The sequence below is a fragment of the Rhizobium skierniewicense genome, assembly GCF_014196515.1.
Taxonomy (GTDB): domain Bacteria; phylum Pseudomonadota; class Alphaproteobacteria; order Rhizobiales; family Rhizobiaceae; genus Agrobacterium; species Agrobacterium skierniewicense.
The window spans coordinates 95219-115746 of the sequence record NZ_JACIDV010000004.1 but is presented as its reverse complement, the minus strand read 5'-3'; the positions used below and the strand labels follow the sequence as shown (position 1 = coordinate 115746).

The following is a 20528-nucleotide window of genomic DNA, read 5'->3' as shown; positions in this document are numbered from 1 at the left end:
AGAAAACAAAAGACAGGTTCAAGCCATGGGCTTTAAATGCGGTATCGTCGGTCTGCCAAACGTCGGCAAGTCCACACTCTTCAATGCGCTGACGAAGACGGCGGCGGCCCAGGCTGCGAACTATCCCTTCTGTACGATTGAGCCGAACACCGGCGAAGTTGCCGTGCCCGACCCGCGCATGAAGGTACTGGCCGACATTGCCGGATCCAAGGAAATCATCCCGACCCGTATTTCCTTCGTGGATATCGCCGGTCTGGTGCGTGGCGCGTCCAAGGGCGAAGGTCTGGGCAACAAGTTTCTTGCCAACATTCGTGAAGTCGATGCCGTTGTTCATGTTCTGCGTTGCTTCGAAGACGATGACATCACTCATGTCGAAGGGCGCATCAACCCTGTCGGCGATGCTGACACCATCGAAACCGAGCTGATGCTCGCCGATCTCGAGAGCCTTGAGCGCCGCGTTGAGCAGACCCGCAAGCGCGCATCTTCAAAAGACAAGGACTCGCTAGCGCAACTGCCGGTCATGGAAGCGGTCATCAAGCTTCTGAACGATGGCAAGCCCGCTCGCCTGCTGCTAAAAACGCTAGCCAACGACGAGATCGAAGTCCTGAAGGGTCTCAACCTTTTGACCTCGCACCCGGTGCTTTACGTGTGCAACGTGGCGGAAGCCGACGCTGTCGATGGCAACGAACACACCAAGGCCGTCGCCGAGATGGCGAAGGCTCAGGGTGCGGAATGCGTCATCATTTCCGCCGCCATCGAGTCCGAAGTCGCGCAACTGCCTGAGGAAGAATCCAAGGAGTTCCTCTCCGCTCTCGGCCTGGAAGAAGCGGGTCTCGACCGCCTCATTCGTGCAGGTTATCAGTTGCTTGACCTCATCACCTACTTCACCGTCGGCCCCAAGGAAACACGCGCCTGGACCATCGTGCGCGGCACCAAGGCGCCGGGCGCTGCCGGCGTGATCCACACGGACTTCGAACGCGGCTTCATCCGCGCCTTCACCATAGCCTATGACGACTATGTGGCCTGCAGAGGCGAAGTCGGCGCCAAGGAAGCTGGCAAGGGTCGGGATGAAGGCAAGGAATATGTCGTGCATGATGGCGACGTGATCCATTTCCGTTTCAACACCTAAAGCCAAGTCATACGCGAAAACCGGCCCGCGCCTCGTCGCGGGCCTTTTGTCTTCAGGCTGCCCATTTTCGACGTTCCCAACTTCACTTTTTACCTTTACGTAAAAGATAGAGTGACGCTAAGATCATCCATGCCAGCGAAGGAGGAGTTCGCCAGTGACATACAGCTTCGAGGATTTCACGCCAGGGAGACGTTTCCCGCTGGGGCTTAAAACCGTCAGCGCAGACGAGATCATCGAGTTCGCATCCGAATTCGATCCCCAGCCCATGCACCTTTCCGAAGAAGCTGGAAAAGCCAGTATTCTGGGCGGATTGGCTGCGTCCGGATGGCACACATGCGCCATGATGATGCGCATGGCGGTGGACAGCTACATAAATCAGGCGCCGTCACAGGCCGGGCTGGGGGTCGATTTTGTCGATTGGAAGAAGCCGGTTCTCGCGGGCGATACGCTGAGCGGCACATCGACAGTGGTCGAACAGCGGATATCAGCATCACGGCCGGGTCTGGGGATCATCAAGCTGCATCACGAATTGCAAAACCAGCGTGGGGAAACTGTGTTCATCGCCGAGTTGAATGTCATGTTTGCAACGTTAAGCGAATGGGTGTCGTCATGAAATTTGTTGACCTCTACCCCATCGACGTCAGGCTTCAACTCGGCACCGTTCATTTCTCGGCTGAATCCATCATCAGCTACGCCGAAAAATTCGATCCGCAGCCCTTCCATCTCAGTGGAGATACTGCAAAAAATTCTGTGTTTGAAGGTCTCTGCGCATCCGGGTGGCAGACGAGTGCATCGTGGATGAAATGCTTTCTGGCCTATTGGGCAAAAGAAGTTACTCGGCTGACATCAGAAGGTGCGGTACCGCCAAAACTGGGCCCCTCACCCGGCTTTCGCAATCTCAAATGGCTGCATCCAGTCTATGCCGGTGACGACGTAACCTATTTCGCGACGATGCTCGCATCACGCCCCCTTGCCTCCCGTCCGGGTCTCCGTATGAATACGACCTTCAATGAAGGGGTTAATCAGCACGGAAAGCCGGTCGTGACGTTTGAGAGCAATGTCCTGGAATTCGATTAAACCCCATCCGGGACATCTTCACTTTGCCAAAGCGTCAACCCTGTTGCGGCTGCTACGGCAGGATCGGCTGTATAAACCGGCAACCCCGCCTGCTGCATCTGCTTCAAGGCGTCAAGATCAGGACCGCTGTGCTTGCGGTGCAGGTTCTCGCCATTATAGATGTGGCCAGTCGATGCCGGATTGATACCTGAGATAACGACACGCTCCGCGCCACTGTGAAGCGCCAGCATGACGGCAATGACGCCATTCGAATATTTCGATTCCGGGGTGATTTCAAAATTCAGCTTTCCCGTCACGGCACGCACCAAAGCGACGCGGCTTAACCGATCGACCATCGTCAGCTTATCGTAGCCGAAGCCGATGCGTCGTAGCCCTTGTTTCAACCGCTCCAAATCATGCCGCCACAAAAGCATGCAGAGGTGGCCCGTTCTTTCACCCTTCAGCAGACGCCGGACTTCCTTCGCATTCGTTGAGTTACCCTCGATCTGATGGAACATGATCAAGGTGATGTCAGGCTTGGTCACACCCCAGTTCTTCGCGACGATCTGCGATGCGTTGACGGAGATGAGCATGTAGGACTCATCAAAGTCGAAAGGCTTGGCGGAGTTGGGGGCAGAGCCGACAACAACGACCCTACGTCCCTTTATGCTGGCGTCGCTCCAAGGCTTCGGTCGCACCACGACGAATTTCAAGTATCGAAACAGCCATGTCTTAAAATCCATGAGCTTCTGCAAAGGGAGGACCTCTATCATGCGCATCGAAGGAAAAGCCTCACGGGACGGAGGCACATTCTGCCAATCTGGAAACCACCGGACCTAGTGCCCGGAAAACTCCACGAGTGTGCGCACCTCCACGCCCAAATCTTCCAGCTTCTTGCGGCCTCCCAAATCCGGCAGGTCGATCACAAAACATGCGGATACGATATCCGCACCCATCTGGCGCAAAAGTTTAACAGCACCTTCGGCCGTACCGCCGGTTGCGATCAGATCGTCCACGAGAATGACCTTCTCGCCCGGCTGGACGGCGTCCACATGCATTTCCATCTCGTCGACGCCATATTCGAGGCTGTAGGCAACCCGCACCGTGGTGTGCGGAAGCTTGCCCTTCTTGCGGATCGGCACGAAACCGGCAGAAAGCTGGTGCGCGACTGCACCGCCTAAGATGAAACCGCGTGCTTCCATGCCCGCAATCTTGTCGATCTTCGTCCCCGCATAGGGCTGAACCAATTCATCAACAGCACGGCGGAACGCACGGGGATTGCCGAGAAGCGTGGTGATATCCCGAAAAATGATCCCCGGCTTTGGATAGTCGTTGATGGAGCGGATGGCAGCGGCGAGCTCCGAAGCGATGACGGTCATTGAATTTCCGATGGTTCTTGATGGATCTGGTTTCGCGGGACCTTATCAATTCAACGACGACAGACAAACACAAAATAGCGACGTGTCCAAAAGCACCATCAATCATCTCACCCTTTCCACAACTCTGCGCGCCAAAACAGAAAGCCCTCCCGGATAAACCGAGAGGGCTGACGCTGAAAGCAACGATGAAGGAGATCAGTGCTCTTTTCTGGAGTACACGGACTTCTTGGTCAGGTAGATCAGGACCGTGAAGATAAAGAGAAACACCATGACCATGAAACCGGTGCGTTTGCGCTCTTCGAGATGTGGCTCTGCCGCCCACATCAGGAATGCGGAGACGTCCTGCGAATACTGGTCCAGCGTCTGCGGGGTACCGTCGTCGTAGGTCACCTGATCATTGCTGATCGGTGGTGCCATCTTGAGTGCGATAGCGCTGCCGAAATACGGATTGAAATGCGTTCCTTCCGCCACTTCGATGCCCTCAGGCGCGTTCTGATAGCCGGTCAGAAGAGCATGAATATAGTCCGGTCCACCTTCCTGATAGCCGCCAACAAACGGAATCATGTCGAAGATGAACTGCGGAAAACCGCGCTCCACACCGCGTGCCTTCGCAAGCAGCGACATGTCGGGCGGCGCAGCGCCACCGTTGGACGCGGCTGCCGCTTCCTTGTTCGGGTAAGGCGATGGGAAATGGTCGGATGGGACGGCTTTGCGCGTGAACATCTCGCCATCGGCATTCGGGCCATCCTGCACTTCATATTCGGCAGCAAAGGCTTTGACCTGACCCTCCGAGTAGCCAAGACCTTCCAGCGTGCGGAAGGACACGAGGTTCATGGAGTGGCAGGCGGAACAGACTTCCTTGTAGACTTTTAATCCACGCTGAAGCTGGGCTTTGTCGTACGTTCCGAAAGGACCGGCAAAGGACCAGTCTTCCTCATGCGGCTTGAGGATCGGGAAATGCCCGCCCGCAATCGCATGTTCGGTCTGTGCCTTCAGATCATGGCTTTCTTCTGCGGCAGTAACCGCAGAGGAAAAACCACCCATGGCAGCGATAAGCGCGATGCTCGTTACAAACTTTCTCATTGTAATCGTCCCTCTCGCACTCATATTTTCACCGCAGCCGCAGGAGCGGCGGCAGACTTGCCGTTCTTTTCGAGAACAGCTTCGGTGATCGAATTGGGAATACGCCTCGGCGTCTCGAACAGGCCGAGAAGCGGCATGATGATGAGGAAGAAGCCGAAGTAGTAAACCGTGCCGATTTGCGAAAGGGTGACATACGTACCTTCTGCAGGGCGCGAACCCAACCAGCCGAGCATGATGGAATTCACCACGAAGACCCAGAAGAACATCTTGTACCAAGGACGGTAGACGGCCGAGCGAACCTTCGACGTATCCAGCCAAGGCAGGAAGAACAAGACGACGATGGCACCAAACATCACCAGGACGCCACCGAGCTTGGAATCGATCGGGCCGACGTTGAACGTGATGGCACGCAGCATGGCGTAGAACGGCAGGAAGTACCATTCCGGAACGATATGCGCCGGTGTCTTCAGGGCATCCGCCATGATGTAGTTATCAGGATGGCCGAGGAAGTTGGGCATGTAGAAGACGAAGTATGCATAAACCAGCAGGAAGACGGAAATTCCGAGCGCATCTTTCAACGTCGCATAGGGCGTGAACGGAACGGTGTCCGTCTTCGTCTTCACTTCAACACCCGTTGGGTTGGTCTGGCCCGTCACGTGCAGTGCCCAGATATGAAGAATGACGACACCAACGATCATGAAGGGCAGAAGGTAGTGAAGCGCGAAGAAGCGGTTCAGGGTCGGCTGGTCGACGGCAAAGCCGCCGAGCAGGAACTGCTGAATCCACTCGCCCACACCTGGAAACGCCGTGAAAAAGCCGGTGATGACGGTTGCACCCCAGAAAGACATCTGGCCCCAGGGCAGAACGTAACCCATGAAACCGGTCGCCATCATCAAAAGGAAGATGATGCAGCCGAGGATCCAGAGAATTTCACGCGGAGCCTTGTAGGAGCCGTAATAGAGGCCACGGGCAATGTGCAGATAAACAGCGACGAAGAAGAACGACGCACCGTTGGCATGCATATAGCGCAGCAGCCAGCCATGGTTCACGTCACGCATGATCTTTTCGACGGAATTGAAAGCCACCGTCGTTTCAGCGGCATAATGCATGGCCAGCACGACGCCGGTCAGAATTTGCACGATCAACATGACGGCAAGCATGGCGCCAAAGGTGTAGGCATAGTTCAGGTTGCGCGGCACCGGATAGGCTATGAAGCTGTCATAGACCATACGTGGCAGAGGCAGGCGGGAATCGACCCATCTTTCGATACCGGTCGAGGGCTGGTAACTGGAATGACCACTCATTTCAAATGTCCCCTTATCCGATCTTGATCACGGTATCGGATGTAAATGCGAAGGTCGGAATATGCAGGTTTTCCGGCGCCGGACCTTTGCGTATTCGGCCCGCCGTATCGTAGTGCGAGCCATGGCAGGGACAGAACCAGCCGCCGAAATCGCCCGCCTGACCCAGGGGAACACAACCCAGATGGGTGCAGGACCCAACCATGACGATCCAGTTTTCCTTACCCTTGCCCGCAGAACGGTCGATATCGGTCGCCTGGGCTGCGGCATCGAGATTGGCATTGCGCGCGACGGGATCCTTCAGATCGGCCAACGGAACGGCGTTGGCTTCTTCCAGCTCTTTGGGCGTACGGTTGCGAATAAAGATCGGCTTGCCGCGCCACTTCACGGTCAGCGACATGCCCGGCTCAACGCTTGCCACATTCACTTCGATCGATGCGAGCGCCAGGGTGGATGCGTCGGGGCGCATCTGATCGATGAACGGCCAGACGGCAGCACCTGCGCCGACCACACCGGCCATACCGGTCACCAGATAAAGAAAGTCGCGACGGGTGGGCTCACCTGTCGCGTCATGATCATTTACGTGCTCACTCACCGCTACACCATCCTCTGCGCTGATTTCGTTGAAAGTCGCATGAGTCCTCCAGCTCTGTTTTGATCCAGGACAAACTCGATCCCCCGTGTCCCGGTCAGTGCGCGACATTAAATCGCGCCTATTCTGCTTGATCGCAAAATATGGCGGACCTTGGCAAGAGGAAAGCACACAAAGCTGCCGTAATTCTGCCTTGTGGAGCATTTTTCTCCGCCTTTTCCGATGCTGCTGTCCATCCTGCAACATTGTGCAGGCAAATGACCCGTGATAATCAGAATCAGAGAGAGCCGGTAAACGAGGTTTTGATTTGAAAGCTAGGCTCACCTGTGTCGCCGCCTCTGCGCTTGTGCTGGCGCTCAGCGTGATCAGCATTCGTTATATCTCTGATTTTTGGCTTTTGGCCTTCGTCAACAGTTTCCAACTTCATATCGCGGTGTTGGCGGCACTTTTTGCGTTAATGTGCCTCGTTGTCCTACGCTCCCGCATCTTCATCATGCTATTGGCATGGGCTTTCGTGCTCAGCGCACACGCCCTTTACATGCATCGGGAATTCGTTACCCAAGCTTATGCACCGCAAGGCGCCAAACCGTTCCGGCTGTTGTCGTTCAATGTCCTGATGGAAAACGGGCGCAACGCCGAATCAATTGCCGATACGATCGTGGCATCGAAAGCTGATGTTGCCTATGTGATGGAGGCAGCGGCGTTGACGAGCGTTTTGCCCCGCCTTAGCCAAACCTATCCTCACCGCCTTGGCTGCGGCCAGGGCGTCCAATCCTGCGATCTTCTGATCCTGTCGAAACGCCCGCTTGAGAATGCCCGCATCGGAAGTCTGAGCTATGTCAGCCGCGAACGCTTCGCTATGGCCACGATAAACCTTGACGGGCAGGAGCTGACACTCGCCGCCGCCCACCTGGCCAAGCCATATTTCGATGAATATCACCGCAATGAGCTCAGTCGCATCCGATCGGCGATTTCATCCGTTTCAGGCCCTTTGATTCTCGGCGGTGATTTCAATTCGGCCAGCATCGCGCCTGATATGGGAGATTTTTTGCTGGCAACCGACCTGAAAAAAGCCCAGTGGGAACCAGCCACATGGCCCACCGGGGCCGGGCAATTCGGCATCGCCATCGACCATATCTTTGCCAGGCAACCAGCGACATTGATGAAACTGGACCGTTTGCCAGATAGCCTCGGTTCCAATCACTACGGGCTGGTGGCCGACTTCGCGATTGCCACGCCTTAGAGCGTTTCCTTGTTAAATGGAAATGCTCTAAGCCGGAAGCGCTGCGTCGTTATCCGATAAAAATCCGCCCGACTGTCGCGTCCAAAGTTCCGAATAAAGTCCCCCACTGGTCACGAGTTCTCTGTGAGTGCCCTCCTCCACGATCCGCCCGGCATCCATCACGATCAAGCGGTCGAGCGCAGCGATGGTGGAAAGGCGGTGGGCGATGGCCAGAACCGTCTTGCCGCGCATCAATTCATCCAGATTGCTCTGGATGGCGGCCTCCACCTCGGAATCGAGCGCCGAGGTCGCTTCATCCAGCACCAAGATGGGCGCGTCTTTCAACATCACGCGGGCGATCGCAATGCGTTGACGCTGGCCGCCGGAGAGTTTCACACCGCGCTCCCCCACATGCGCATCCAACCCTTTTCGACCGCGCTGGTCCTCGAGACGTTCAATGAAGTCATCGGCCTTGGCGCGCCTGATCGCCGCAAGCAATTGCTCCTCGGTGGCATCCATGCGTCCAAACATGATGTTATCGCGAATGGAGCGGTGCAGCAGCGAGGTATCCTGCGTGACCATGCCAATATGAGCGCGAAGCGTTTCCTGACTGACTTTGGCAATATCCTGCCCATCGATGAGGATACGGCCCTTCTCGACATCATAGAAACGTAGCAGCAGATTGACGAGCGTGGATTTGCCCGCGCCAGAGCGGCCCACAATGCCGACCTTTTCACCGGGCGCGATATCGAGGCTGATATGATCGATGACACCCTTGCTGCGCCCGTAGTGAAAGCTGACATTGTCGTAGCGCACGCCGGGCTTGGCTACGATCAGTGGGGGTGCGTCAGCCACATCGACGAGATCGACAGGTTTGGAAATCAGTTCTGCGGCATTCTGCACGGTGCCAAAATTGCGCATGATGCCGTTGAACTGAGTCATCAGGCGGCCCAACAGGAAATTCAGGCGGAGAACCAGCGCCAGCGTAAATGCAACGGCGCCGGAGCTGATCCGGCCGGAAAGCCAGAGATCGATACACAATGCCGCCATTGATGTAATCATGATGCCGGACAGCAGTGCCATCGAGGTCCGCACGCCGGTGATGAATCGCGTGAACATCATGGTCTTGCTTTGAAACGTATCGAAACCATCGCGCATGTAGCGATCATTGGCATCGTCGCGTCCAAACAGACGCAGCGTCTGGATGTTGCTATAGGCGTCGACCATACGGCCAGACAACATGGAAGCAGCTTCAGCCGTCTCTTTTGAGTGCTTCCGGATACGCGGCACGAAGTAACGCGCCAGCATGGAAAATATCCCAACCCAGACGATGACCACAACAGCCAGACGCCAATCGAGCCCCCCGATCAAAAACAGCATCGACACCGAGTAAATGCCGACGAACCAGACGCTCTCCATCAGCGACGTCACGAGATCGCCTGCGGCCTGCCCGCCCGACCAGACCTTGGTGACGATACGGCCGGAAAAATCATTCTGGAAGAAGGTCAGGGACTGCCGCGCCACATGCATGTAGGACTGCCAGCGCACGAGATTGTAGAAGCCGGGCGTGATGACCTGCTGATCGACCAGCGCCGTCGCCATGGTGACGATGAACCGCACGACGGCGATCAGAAACAGCATACCGATCAGCTCGTAACCGTGCCCGGCAATCAGCCCGGCCCAGCCCTCGCCCGGCTTGACGGTCGCCAGAATATCCACCAGCCGCCCGACGAACCAGAACAGCGCCGCCTCGATAGCCGCCGTCAGCCCGCCTAGAATCAGCATGGCGAAGAACGGCGTTTTGGCTTGCCTGAGATAAAACCAGATGAACGCAAGGGTATTTTCCGGCGGACGCAGATCGTCCCTGCGGGCAAAGGGCTCGATCCAGGTTTCGAAATAGCGAAAAATACGGGTGATGATCATGCTTCGGGTATAGGCGGATTCCAGAGGGGCGCAAAGAAGATGGTGGATTATATTTTGGTAATGCAACCAGACAAAAAATAGGCAGGAAACATTCCCGCCTATTTGCTTAATGTAAAAAAGCAACGGTGTTATGGGTCAAGCACCGTTGCTCGATAATCCCGCATTCTTGCATTGAGGATTATGATCATCCTGCGCATGACCGCGACGAGAGCAACCTTTCCGGGTTTGCCTTTGGCTTTCAGTCGGTCAAATATGGCTTTCATGTTGGGGTCGAAGCGTATGGCCGGTAGTGCTGCAATGTAAAGCGCATCCCTTACCGGTTTTCTCCCGCCTGCGATCATCCGTTTTCCACGCATCAGTCCGCTGTCGCGATTCATCGGTGCGACGCCGACGAGCTTTGCGATTTGCCCTTTGTCCAACAGTCCGAGTTCAGGAAGCCCGGCGATCAGGACACATGCGGTGCGCATTCCGATGCCCTTGAGCGAGGTGAGAACTTGCGCCTTGTCGGCAAGATCTTTGTCCGACCTTAGGCAGGCTTCCATGGCGTCGACTACCGACTGGCGCTGTTGCAGCAGGAATGCCAACGTTTCCTCGATCCATGCCCTGGTTCTGCTTTCGCCTCGATTATGCAGCTTCTCTCGCCGGTTCTTTTCCTGCACGATCATGTGCGATACCTGCTTGTAACGCGAAACCAGATCGACCAGCGCTATTTGAGCTGGCGAAGATGGAGTGAGAACTTGCGTTTCCGTGCGCTTGGCGTAGTCCGCCAGAACGAAGGCGTCGATCCTGTCTGTCTTGGAAAGCTGGCCGCAGGCACGTGCAAATTGTCTGATCTGTTTGGCATTCACCCTTGCCACCGGCAGATGAGCAGCCAGCAGGGCATCCACGACGGGGCGCTAGTACCCGCCAGTCGGTTCCAAAACCAGACGGGCGACGTTATCCAGTTGAGCAACAAAGGCAAGAAACCGGGCAATGCCGCAGACATCGTTGGAAAAGCTTGCCGAATTGTTCTCGGGAAGCACGCAGATGTCGAACGAGGATTTCGATATGTCGATGCCGATAAAACGGTTAGTATAGGACATGAGGCAAGTCTCCCTTATACGCGAGCGCGAAGCTCTCTCAACGGTTCGACGAAACCTCGAAATGCGCAAAGGGTTCTGCTTTTTTACGAACGAAAGTTCAGGCCCGCAAGGATCAACCGCTTTGCGCAGTCATCGCGGTGTTGCAACCACCCAATGACAAACGAGGCCGGTGCATCATAACAAATGCACCGGCCTTGTAATGTATAAGCCTGCATTCTTTCGAATACAGGCCCTCCGTCTTCCTGCCACGATCACGAGAGTCTGTTTTATTCTCCGGCCACCTTCATATCCTGCTCCTCATCCGCAATGAATCCGCCCGACTGGCGCAGCCACAGATCAGCGTAAATACCGCCCTTCTCCACCAACTCTCCATGCGTGCCGGCCTCAACGATCTTGCCCATGTCGAGGACAATCAGACGGTCCATCTCCGTTAGCGTGGAAAGTCGGTGTGCGATCGCGATGACGGTCTTGCCCTCCATAAGCGCGAACAGATTTTCCTGAATCGCGGCCTCGACCTCGGAGTCCAAGGCAGACGTTGCCTCATCAAGGATCAGGATCGGAGCGTTTTTCAGGAATACACGGGCGATTGAGATACGTTGACGTTGGCCGCCGGACAGCTTGACGCCGCGCTCGCCGACCTGTGCATCCAGCCCGATACCGCCATGCATGTCCACCAATGTTTCAATGAAGTCCCAGGCATTGGCACGCTTTGCCGCTGCAATGATCTCTTCATCTGTCGCACCGGGGTGCCCATAAGCGATGTTATCGCGGATGGTGCGGTGGAGCAGCGAGGTATCCTGCGTCACCACGCCGATCAGCGAGCGCAGGCTATCCTGCGAGACGGTCGAGATATCCTGTCCGTCGATGCGAATTTTTCCGGATTCGAGATCGTAAAACCGCAGCAAAAGGTTCATCAGCGTCGTCTTGCCCGCACCCGAACGGCCGACAAGTCCGATTTTTTCGCCCGGCCTGATATGCAATGACAGGCCTTCGATGACACCCTTGTTCCTGCCGTAGTAGAAACGGATGTCGTCGAAATGTATCTCACCCTTGGGCGCGGACAGTGCTGGCGCATTGGGCTCGTCAAGGATGTCATGCGGCTTGGTCATCATGCTCATCCCGTCATAGACCGTACCGATATTTTCAAACAGCGACGTAACTTCCCACATGATCCACTGCGACATGCCGTTGACACGCATTGAGAGACCGATGGCGACAGCCAGTGCACCGACCGTGACCGAGCCGGTCAGCCAGAAATAAAGGCCAAGCGACGCTGTAGAGAAGATGACCACCACGTTGTTGATATCGATGGCGATGTTGAACGCGGAAATCTTGCGCATCTGTCGGTGAACGGTGTCCAGAAACACATTCATACCTTCACGTGCATAGACTTCTTCGCGGCCCGCATGAGAAAACAGCTTGATGGTGGCGATGTTGGTATAGCTGTCCACGATGCGACCCGTCATCAAGGAGCGCGCATCCGCCTGCTCGCTGGCGAGGCGCCCGAGCTTCGGCACGAAATAGGTCAGAATCGCGATATAGATTGAAAGCCAGACAAGAAGCGGAATGACCAGCCGCCAGTCGGCTGCAGCTACCATGAACAGCATCGAGAACACGAAGCTGATGGCATAGACGAAAACGTCGATGATTTTCAGGGCCACTTCACGAATGGAGAGCGCCGTCTGCATGACCTTGGTGGAAACGCGACCGGCGAATTCGTTGGCAAAGAAGGTCATGGAATGGCGCAACAGGAAGCGGTGCATATGCCAGCGGGCGATCATGCCGAAGTTTCCAGCCAGCGTCTGGTGCATCGTCATCGTGTGGAGCGCGCCCATCAACGGCAAAGCCACCAGCAGGATTGCCGCCATCATGATCAGACGCCAGCCCTCGTCGTGCAGAAACGTTTCCCGGTTGGCAGACGACAGCCAATCAACGATATTGCCGAGGAACTGATAGAGCATCACTTCCGCAACCGCGATTCCCATCGACATCAGACCAAGCAGCAGCAACCAGGGGGCGGCGGGTTTGACATAGTGCCACATGAACGGCAACAGCCTGTCGGGCGGCACGACAGGCGTGGCTGCAGGGAATGGGTCGAGACGTTTTTCAAACCAGCCGAACATGGCCAAGCTCCGGATATAATGATCCCGAGAGAGAAGCATGCGGGCAGAAAACGCCTACGGCCACCACGGGAATAAGATGGATATGGCCGCGACAGCCACATGACGAATTGAGATGGAAAAGCGGGTCAACCGCAAAAACACCTAAGCCTGCAGGACCGTTACAAGGGCCGGGAGGCGATATCGAACAAGCATATTCATCTGAACCTCCGAAGCTGGTGTTAAAGACGCGTTCTTGTAGCTCGAAAAGTCAGCATTGACCAGCACCAAACCATTTTTGCCGCCGCAACGAAAATCGTAAAACGCGAGTGTATCCGCAAAACAACAGCCCAAGGTTTATGCCGTTCGCTTGTTCTAGCATTGACAGTCGTGATAGACCCCGTCAGCAACGTCGCGAAAGACATGACCATGCCCGATATCAGGATTGCGCTCTACCAACCCGACATCCCCGGAAACACGGGAACAATTCTCCGGCTGGCGGCCTGCCTGGGCATCGGTGTCGATATCATTGAGCCCGCTGGCTTCGATATTTCCGACCGCAATCTGAAGCGAGCGGGAATGGACTATCTCACCACGGCGTCACTGACCCGCCACGTGAATTGGGAGCGCTTTGAGGAATGGCGCACATCCACTGGCCGCAGATTGCTCCTTGCCTCGACCAAGGCAGCACTGCCCTATACCGACATAACCTACCGCGATGACGACGTTCTGCTTTTTGGCCGCGAGAGCGCTGGTGTACCGGATCATGTCCACGAAAAAGCCGATGAGCGACTGATCATTCCCATGAGGGAGGGACAACGCTCCATCAACGTCGCCATGTCTGCCGCGATGATGGCAGGCGAGGCTTTGAGACAAACCGCCTGGCGCTAGATCCATCGCCATTTCACGCCAAAATGTCGCAATCAGCCCTGTACGAAGGGGTGTTTCGATCTTATATTTATTAGCCAACTAAAGATTCCTACCTCCGAAAACTTTCCGCGCAGCATGTCGTCCGAAAGCTAGATCGGTTTCGGGCAAGGCAAGGCGTTCACGATCAAGACTGACGGAAGGAGGGTGAACACGCATGCAATCCACCATCATCATCGTCAACTTGCTGGGCGCTGTCGCGCTCCTGCTTTTTGGTCTTGCGCAAGTCAAGGACGGCGTCACGCGGGCATTCGGCGTCAAGCTCAGAACTGTGTTGGCAACAGGCACGAAAAGCGGCTCCCGCTCTCTGCTGTCTGGTTTTCTCGCAACCATTGCGCTGCAGAGCTCCACCGCCACCGCACTGACTGTCGCGTCTTTCGCAGAGCGCGATCTCATACGTCCGCGCATGGCGCAGGTGGTGCTTCTCGGCGCCAATATTGGAACTGCCGTCACCGCCTGGATTTTTGCAACCGGCGTCGCCTGGTTGTCGCCTATGCTCATTCTCACGGGTCTGATCATCCGCAAAGGTGCGTCCAGTGGCCGGCAAGGTGGCGGGACGGCCCTGGTGGGCGTCGGCCTGATGTTGCTGTCGTTACATCTGTTGAGTGCCGCAACAGAACCCATGCGGGATTCGCCCGCGCTCGGCGCGTTTATCGGGCTGCTGGATGAAGCATGGCCTGTGGCACTTCTTTTGTCGGCAGCCTTGGCCTTCGTTTCCTCCTCCAGCCTTGCCGTCGTGGTGCTGATCCTGTCGCTCGCCTCTGCCGGCATTCTTTCAACAGGGCTGATCATCGTCCTCATTCTCGGTGCCAATCTCGGCGGCGCGATCCCGCCGGTCGTTACAACGCTTTCAGCGCCGGCTGCGGCTCGCCGTATCACCATTGGCAATCTGGTCGTGCGCACGGTAGGCTGCCTCATCGCTTTGCCCTTGGCGGGCTTTGGTGCTGCGGTGCTTCAACAGTTGCCCCTGGCACCAGACATGCTACCTGTGGACGCCCACCTGATCTTCAATCTGGTGCTGACCGCCCTGGCATGGCCGTTTTCAGGTCTCCTGTCCGACCTGATGGCAAAGATTGTGCCGGAAGACACCAAATCTGAAGAAGGCCAACGCTTTCTTGACGCCAGCGCGCTGGATACGCCGGTCGTCGCCCTTGCCAATGCGACACGCGAAGTCCTCGTCGTGGGCGACACAATAGAGCGAATGTTGATCCGCGCCGAAAACGCGTTCAAACACAACGACCTGGCGCCGCTTGCGGAAATTGCAGCGCTGGAAAAGCGGGTCGATACGTTGCAGCAGGACGTAAAAATCTACCTCTCGCAGCTCGGCCGCAAGGGACTGGATGAAAACGACGCGAACCGCTCCATAACGATCATCGATTACGCCATTAACCTCGAACATATCGGCGATATCGTTGAGAAAGGTCTCTGCGAACAGATCCGCAAGAAAATTGTCAACGGCTTCAAGTTTTCGGACGAGGGCTATGACGAACTGAAGACACTGTTCGACATGACCATCCAGAACCTGCGCGCCGGCCAGAGTATTTTCGTGACCGGCGATTTCGATCTCGCCCGCCGTCTTATGGAAATCAAGGATGACATCCGGCGGCTGGAAAAGCGCTCGTCCAGCCGGCACATCGAACGCTTGCGTGACGGATTGCCCCAGAGTGTGCAAACCAGTTCGCTACATCTGGACATGCTGCGCGACCTCAAGCGCGTTAATGCCCACATCGTTTCTGTGGCGCATCCTATTCTGGACCAAGGCGGCGTCTTGGGCGAAAGCCGCTTGCGCGCCGTGGACAATCGACCCTAAAGCGCGTGAAAGGACCCGTTTCTAATCAGCTGAAGGGAGGCGACGCATCGTGAACTCTATGCGGTCACCTTCCAGCGGCCGCCAGCTTTCCACTTCCGTCCAATAGGCCGCCTTGGGATATTCATCGAACCATTCCCTCGCCTTGGCACGCGCCTCGTCCCGAGCAAGACAAAAGGTCTGGCGCACGAACATGCCCTGCCGGTCGTTTTTCCGCCCACCGGCAGCGCCGCGATCCTGCCGATGAGCGTCCAGCCTGCGCTTCAAGCCGCCTAGCGGCGGTGGCCCGGTAAATTTCGCCATGACATTCACCTCTCTGTTTCAAAATGTAGTGTTTAGAGTTCGACTTGGCGAGTCCAATTTGTATCCACGCTGCGTGGCTGATAAACCGGGCGAGACAAAACGATTCGACGCGAGGAGATCGATATGGAACGGCCGGTTTTGCCAAAGGGCTTGCCTGACGACATCGAGGACAAGAAGGCGCAGGCCAAGGCTTGGTTCGAAAGTCTGCGTGATACCATTGTTTCAGCGCTCGAAGACCTCGAAAATGACGTGCAGGGACCTCTTGCCGATCAAGCGCCCGGCCGTTTCGTTCAGAAGGAATGGCAGCGCGACAATGGCGAAGGCGGCGGCGGCAAGATGTCGATGATGGAGGGCCGCGTTTTCGAAAAAGTCGGCGTCCATACCTCCACCGTTTATGGCGAGTTCTCGCAGGAGTTCCGCAAGCAGATACCCGGTGCCGAAGAAGACCCCCGCTTCTGGGCATCTGGCATTTCGCTGATCGCACACCCTGTCAATCCGAACGTTCCCGCAGTGCACATGAACACGCGCATGGTCGTAACCTCGAGCCATTGGTTTGGTGGCGGGGCGGATCTGACACCGGTTCTCAACCGACGCCGCACGCAGGAAGACAATGATAGCCAGATCTTCCACCGTGTCTTCGAAATCACGTGTAACAGGCACAAAGTGGCCGATTATCCGCGCTACAAGCAATGGTGCGACGAATATTTCCATCTCCAGCATCGCAACGAGCCGCGCGGCATCGGCGGCATCTTCTTCGATTGGCTACACCCGGATGAAGAGAAAGGCGACTGGAACGACAATTTTGCCTTCGTGCAGGATATCGGCCGCGCCTTCAATCTGGTCTACCCCAAAATTGTGCGCAGCAACTTCAATCAGCCTTGGACCGAAAAAGACCGTGACGAGCAACTGATTCGCCGTGGTCGCTATGTCGAGTTCAATCTTCTCTACGACCGGGGCACGATTTTCGGTCTGAAGACAGGCGGGAATGTGGACTCGATCCTCTCATCACTCCCCCCTGTGGTGCGCTGGCCCTAGAAATCACGAAAAGTTTCACGTTCGTTAATGCATTTGGGCAGGATTTGGAAAATTAGCACTTATGCAGAAAAGAACACGGTGGTAATCTCCATGATGTCGATGACTGGAGGAGATATCATCATGATTATTTCAAACAGCATGCCCAGCTCTGACGTTGGCAAAAGTCAATCTCAGGCCCTGCCCACCCCCGAATTGATCAACCGTCTCGCCTCCGAAATGCGGGCGGTGGGGGATCGCGATCTGCCACTCTCCTTTTACGCCGAACAGGTCAAACGGAGACTGGCGAACGAGGCAGCAGCCAACACAAATAGTGGCAGGGTCAAACTAACCCGTGCACCAGCCGCCGCCACATCGTCCGTTTTTCATTGCTGGGCGCTTCCGGAAGCGGTGTGATAAGAAGTCGAATATCTATCTAACTCGCAGTTTATACGTAAGTGCAGAGCCTTTCGTCCAAAAGGCTCTGCACAGCAATGTTAAATGTGAAGGCTGGGCCTCAATTGCACATACAATATTGCTGAAAATAGATAGGATGAGGGATCGATCTCTCTTCGGTACGGTTTTGGATGAAAACTAAAGTATTGTTACTAGGTTCACTTTTCCTCGCAGTATGTGTGTCTGTTTTAATTGTTTTCGCCTATGTGTTGGGCAGTATGGTGAACAACACAAAAATGTCTCGTTCCACGCCATCCAAGTCAGATATTTTAAACCTTATTGAGGACGAGAGCGCGAGACATTCGTTCGCTTCGTTACGTCTTCAAAGCGCTCAGGATGAGGGGTTTATGGACAGCCTAATAGAATCGAATTGGTGTGGCGCATCCACAGCAATCACTGACAGTCTGTTCACCAGCAATGGTTTCAAAAAAATCTCGGCTGAAGAGTTCTACCTTAAAATGTCAGCTTCACCAAAGCAGGAATTCGATCTTTATGGTTGGCGCTCCTATCGGCATGGCGAGATGGGCGTCGGAATCAAAAATCGTTCGGACTGTATAAAATTGTTCGTCATCGAGATGCCGTAGCAAAGCACCTTTGCGTCAACTCGCTGTCCCGACAACAGCCTTTAGCTTGCCTATCAAAACTGACCGGTCGAGCGAGAAGTTGAAATCGATCCATTTTTCTTCAAGCTCGTTCAAAATCTGTCCCACCTTCGGCCCCGGTGCGATACCGGCAGCCAGCACATCGGCGCCTGTCAGAGGGAAATTCGGGCGCTCGAACTTTTGCGCACGCGCAAGCAGCGCAGACAATCTCGCGATCTTCTGCATGGCGGCTTCACCCGCCGAGACGTCCGCTCGCGCTGATGACAGCGCCAGTTGCAGCCGCAAGATCATGCCTTCGACACCTTGCCGATAAAGCAGTCGGTCAAACGCTGCGTCCGTGATAGCCGGGTCGATTGTTGGGGCAAAGGCCCATTGCTTCAGGCGTTTGGCGTCTGCATTCGACATGCGCAGCCGTGATGTCATCGAGGCAATCCGTTCCACTTCCGGCGGAACGATGGCGGCAAGACGCACCATCGCATCCGGTGCCCAGCCCAGCGCCTGCTCTGCCGCGACCAATCCATGAATAGCGTCGATGCCCCATTTTTCTGTTTCGGGCAGAACCTGGCTCGAAACACCGGATTGCCGCATCCACAACAGCGCCCGGGATGGATCGGTGGCGCTGAGCAGTTTCCTCATTTCGCTCCATACACGCTCGGCCGAAAGCGTCGAAATCTTGTCCTTGGCCCGTGCACTTGCCCTCAGCCCGTCCGCATCTGGACGACCCGAACCATAATAGGCAAAGAAGCGGAAGAAGCGGAGAATACGCAGATAATCCTCCGTAATCCGCCGGTCGGCATCGCCAATGAAGCGAACATTTCGTTTTTCGATATCCGGCAGACCACCAATCAGGTCGATCACTTTACCCGATGCATCGGCGTAAAGCGCATTGATGGTGAGGTCGCGTCTTTCTGCATCTTCCGTCCAGTCGGTACCGAAAGCGACCTGTGCATGGCGGCCATCGGTTTCCACGTCGCGACGAAGCGTGGTGACTTCAAAGCCCTCTCCATCGAGAACCAGCGTCACCGTGCCATGTTCGACACCTGTCGGCACCGCCTTGATGCCTGCGTCCTTGGCTCGCTCTGTCACATCCTGCGGCGACAGCGTCGTTGCCATGTCGATATCGCCGACGGGCATTTGCATCAGCGCGTTGCGCACGGCGCCGCCCACAATTCGCGTTTCGCCGCCATCGGCATTCAAAAGCGCCAAGATCCGCTGAAGATTTGGTTTGGAAAACCACTCCTGTCCGGCAATGCTGCTCATGAATAGAACCTCTCGTAAATGCTGCGCACGATGCCCGCCGTAATGCCCCAGATGTAGCGCTTGCCATAGGGCATTTCGTAGAAAAACCGCTCCCTCCCCTGAAAGATGCGGCTGCCGCGCGTGTGGTTGTCGGGATTCATGAGAAAAGACAGCGGCACCTCGAACACATCGTCCACCTCGGTCGGGTTGAGCGTGAGTTCGAAGCCGGGCCGGACCGTTGCGAGGACCGGCTTGATGCGGAACCCTGTCCCGGAAATATAATCCGGCAGCCGACCCACGGTCTCGACAAACGAACGAGATAAGCCGATTTCCTCTTCGGTTTCGCGAAGAGCGGCATCTTCAGCCGATCGGTCTTCCTGATCGACTCCGCCGCCAGGAAACGAAATCTGGCCCGAATGCTTGCGGAGCGTTGCGGTTCTCTGCGTAAAAATGACCCGTGCGTCGTCCCCGTAATCCACCACCGGCACCAGAACGGCGGCGTCCTTCAAACGGATGCCTTCGCCCACCAGTCGAACGCCGGGATTGAGAACATGATCGCCGTTATCAGGATCCTCCCGCTCCGCCACACCCTCGCCTTCCGAAAGGATACGACGCCGAAAATCAGCGGCGGAAAATTCCATGATATCTGAGATCATCTTGACAGCGCATCCAGTTCGTCAGCGGGCATGATGGGAAAAACCTTCCCACCGGAGCGAACAGAAAACATCGCTTTACCTTCGGTTTCAATGACTTCCCCCCGTTCCACCAGATCGTACATGACCGCGCGCGACACCAGCGCCTCCAGTCGCCCACGCACCAGAAGATAGGGCTTCAACTCTTTGTTTTTACCGGCGATCTCGAAACGTAACGGGTGATCTGGTCCAGCCTCCACCATATCACCGACATTCGTGCGGAATGTGAGAAGTGGAACGCCATCTTTTTCACCCGCGTTCATCTCCACGGCGATGAACGGTGCATCCACCACGCGGATCCCGACTTTTTCCACAGGCGTTACGAGGTAGGTCTTGCCGTCCTCGTCCTTGCGTAAAACGGTGGAAAACAAACGCACCAACGGCGCGCGTCCAATAGGCGTGCCCATATAGAACCACGTCCCGTCCGCCCGGATTTCCATATCCAGATCGCCGCAAAAAGGCGGATTCCAGCGCTCTACAGGGGCAGGACCGCGGCTTTTGTCGCCCGTCTGTTCGGCTGCGTGGGAAATCATCGCGGCCAGCCCTGCCGCGTCCATTGGCGAATTTATCGTTTCAAGCGCCATATTAGAGCCCTGCTTTGTCACCTATTGACGTCGTCATTATA

Annotated in this window: 20 protein-coding genes and 1 pseudogene; 9 read left to right on the top strand and 12 right to left on the bottom strand. The window is 55.9% G+C overall.

What is annotated here, in order from left to right; translation table 11 throughout:
* The first annotated feature begins 25 nt into the window (after positions 1-25).
* The 3 genes from ychF (at position 26) to GGQ73_RS07540 (ending at position 2206) form a co-directional block, all read left to right on the top strand.
* On the top strand, positions 26-1129 hold the full coding sequence (gene ychF, locus GGQ73_RS07550; protein ID WP_174153635.1) for a redox-regulated ATPase YchF: 1104 nt from the start codon (positions 26-28) through the stop codon (positions 1127-1129).
* A gap of 154 nt (positions 1130-1283) precedes the next feature.
* On the top strand, positions 1284-1742 hold the full coding sequence (locus GGQ73_RS07545; protein WP_183895256.1) for a MaoC family dehydratase: 459 nt from the start codon (positions 1284-1286) through the stop codon (positions 1740-1742).
* Positions 1739-2206 carry a hotdog family protein gene (locus GGQ73_RS07540; protein ID WP_183895254.1) on the top strand — a complete coding sequence of 156 codons (468 nt, stop codon included), beginning with the start codon at positions 1739-1741 and terminating at the stop codon, positions 2204-2206. The genes GGQ73_RS07545 and GGQ73_RS07540 overlap by 4 nt, the downstream gene beginning before the upstream one ends.
* On the opposite strand, the gene GGQ73_RS07535 is transcribed toward GGQ73_RS07540, so the two are convergent.
* The 5 genes from GGQ73_RS07535 to petA form a co-directional block, all read right to left on the bottom strand.
* Positions 2203-2928, bottom strand: a complete 726-nt coding sequence (locus tag GGQ73_RS07535; protein ID WP_234910917.1) for a membrane-anchored protein — start codon at positions 2926-2928, stop codon at positions 2203-2205. The two genes, GGQ73_RS07540 and GGQ73_RS07535, sit on opposite strands and share 4 nt — an antisense overlap.
* 93 nt (positions 2929-3021) lie before the next feature.
* A complete protein-coding gene (locus GGQ73_RS07530; protein ID WP_174153638.1) occupies positions 3022-3564 on the bottom strand; it encodes an adenine phosphoribosyltransferase in 543 nt (180 codons plus the stop codon).
* 195 nt (positions 3565-3759) lie between these two features.
* Complete coding sequence (locus GGQ73_RS07525) at positions 3760-4647, bottom strand: cytochrome c1 (protein ID WP_183895252.1); 888 nt, start codon at positions 4645-4647, stop codon at positions 3760-3762.
* Between the two features lie 20 nt (positions 4648-4667).
* Positions 4668-5951 (bottom strand): cytochrome b, encoded by a 1284-nt coding sequence (locus GGQ73_RS07520; protein WP_174153641.1) that lies wholly within the window; start codon positions 5949-5951, stop codon positions 4668-4670.
* A 13-nt stretch (positions 5952-5964) separates the two neighbouring features.
* Positions 5965-6543 (bottom strand): ubiquinol-cytochrome c reductase iron-sulfur subunit, encoded by a 579-nt coding sequence (gene petA, locus GGQ73_RS07515; protein WP_252094079.1) that lies wholly within the window; start codon positions 6541-6543, stop codon positions 5965-5967.
* A gap of 304 nt (positions 6544-6847) precedes the next feature.
* On the opposite strand from petA, the gene GGQ73_RS07510 reads away from it, so the two are divergent.
* Positions 6848-7783: an endonuclease/exonuclease/phosphatase family protein gene (locus GGQ73_RS07510; RefSeq protein ID WP_183895248.1), complete on the top strand. Its 936-nt coding sequence runs from the start codon at positions 6848-6850 to the stop codon at positions 7781-7783.
* A gap of 27 nt (positions 7784-7810) precedes the next feature.
* On the opposite strand, the gene GGQ73_RS07505 is transcribed toward GGQ73_RS07510, so the two are convergent.
* The 3 genes and pseudogenes from GGQ73_RS07505 to GGQ73_RS07490 all read right to left on the bottom strand — a co-directional run bounded on the left by GGQ73_RS07505 (position 7811) and on the right by GGQ73_RS07490 (position 12890).
* Positions 7811-9685, bottom strand: a complete 1875-nt coding sequence (locus GGQ73_RS07505; protein ID WP_183895246.1) for an ABC transporter ATP-binding protein — start codon at positions 9683-9685, stop codon at positions 7811-7813.
* Positions 9686-9813: 128 nt separating this feature from the next.
* A pseudogene (locus GGQ73_RS07500) lies at positions 9814-10767 on the bottom strand (IS110 family RNA-guided transposase).
* 266 nt (positions 10768-11033) lie between these two features.
* The gene (locus tag GGQ73_RS07490) at positions 11034-12890 is read right to left on the bottom strand and encodes an ABC transporter ATP-binding protein (RefSeq protein ID WP_183895240.1); all 1857 of its coding nucleotides are present in this window, start codon (positions 12888-12890) and stop codon (positions 11034-11036) included.
* Between the two features lie 405 nt (positions 12891-13295).
* On the opposite strand from GGQ73_RS07490, the gene GGQ73_RS07485 reads away from it, so the two are divergent.
* Positions 13296-13757, top strand: coding sequence for a tRNA (cytidine(34)-2'-O)-methyltransferase (locus GGQ73_RS07485; RefSeq protein ID WP_183895238.1), 462 nt, complete (start codon positions 13296-13298; stop codon positions 13755-13757).
* A 193-nt stretch (positions 13758-13950) separates the two neighbouring features.
* Entirely contained in the window at positions 13951-15603 is a 1653-nt protein-coding gene (locus GGQ73_RS07480) for a Na/Pi cotransporter family protein (RefSeq protein WP_183895236.1), read from the top strand.
* A 21-nt stretch (positions 15604-15624) separates the two neighbouring features.
* Here GGQ73_RS07480 and GGQ73_RS07475 read toward each other — a convergent pair whose 3' ends face one another.
* Positions 15625-15903, bottom strand: coding sequence for a hypothetical protein (locus GGQ73_RS07475; RefSeq protein WP_183895234.1), 279 nt, complete (start codon positions 15901-15903; stop codon positions 15625-15627).
* A 123-nt stretch (positions 15904-16026) separates the two neighbouring features.
* Between GGQ73_RS07475 and hemF the strand changes: the two genes are divergently transcribed.
* The 3 genes from hemF to GGQ73_RS07460 all read left to right on the top strand — a co-directional run bounded on the left by hemF (position 16027) and on the right by GGQ73_RS07460 (position 17954).
* On the top strand, positions 16027-16938 hold the full coding sequence (hemF, locus tag GGQ73_RS07470) for an oxygen-dependent coproporphyrinogen oxidase (protein WP_183895232.1): 912 nt from the start codon (positions 16027-16029) through the stop codon (positions 16936-16938).
* Positions 16939-17058: 120 nt separating this feature from the next.
* Entirely contained in the window at positions 17059-17331 is a 273-nt protein-coding gene (locus GGQ73_RS07465; RefSeq protein WP_183895230.1) for a hypothetical protein, read from the top strand.
* A gap of 170 nt (positions 17332-17501) precedes the next feature.
* The gene (locus GGQ73_RS07460) at positions 17502-17954 is read left to right on the top strand and encodes a hypothetical protein (RefSeq protein ID WP_174153651.1); all 453 of its coding nucleotides are present in this window, start codon (positions 17502-17504) and stop codon (positions 17952-17954) included.
* A gap of 15 nt (positions 17955-17969) precedes the next feature.
* On the opposite strand, the gene GGQ73_RS07455 is transcribed toward GGQ73_RS07460, so the two are convergent.
* From GGQ73_RS07455 to GGQ73_RS07445, 3 genes are read right to left on the bottom strand one after another with little or no spacing between them, the layout of a single operon-like run.
* Positions 17970-19232 carry a CCA tRNA nucleotidyltransferase gene (locus GGQ73_RS07455; RefSeq protein WP_183895228.1) on the bottom strand — a complete coding sequence of 421 codons (1263 nt, stop codon included), beginning with the start codon at positions 19230-19232 and terminating at the stop codon, positions 17970-17972.
* A complete protein-coding gene (locus GGQ73_RS07450) occupies positions 19229-19867 on the bottom strand; it encodes an NUDIX hydrolase (protein WP_183895226.1) in 639 nt (212 codons plus the stop codon). Before GGQ73_RS07450 ends, GGQ73_RS07455 begins: the two co-directional genes overlap by 4 nt.
* Positions 19864-20487, bottom strand: a complete 624-nt coding sequence (locus GGQ73_RS07445) for a DUF1285 domain-containing protein (protein WP_183895224.1) — start codon at positions 20485-20487, stop codon at positions 19864-19866. Before GGQ73_RS07445 ends, GGQ73_RS07450 begins: the two co-directional genes overlap by 4 nt.
* Positions 20488-20528 lie beyond the last annotated feature (41 nt).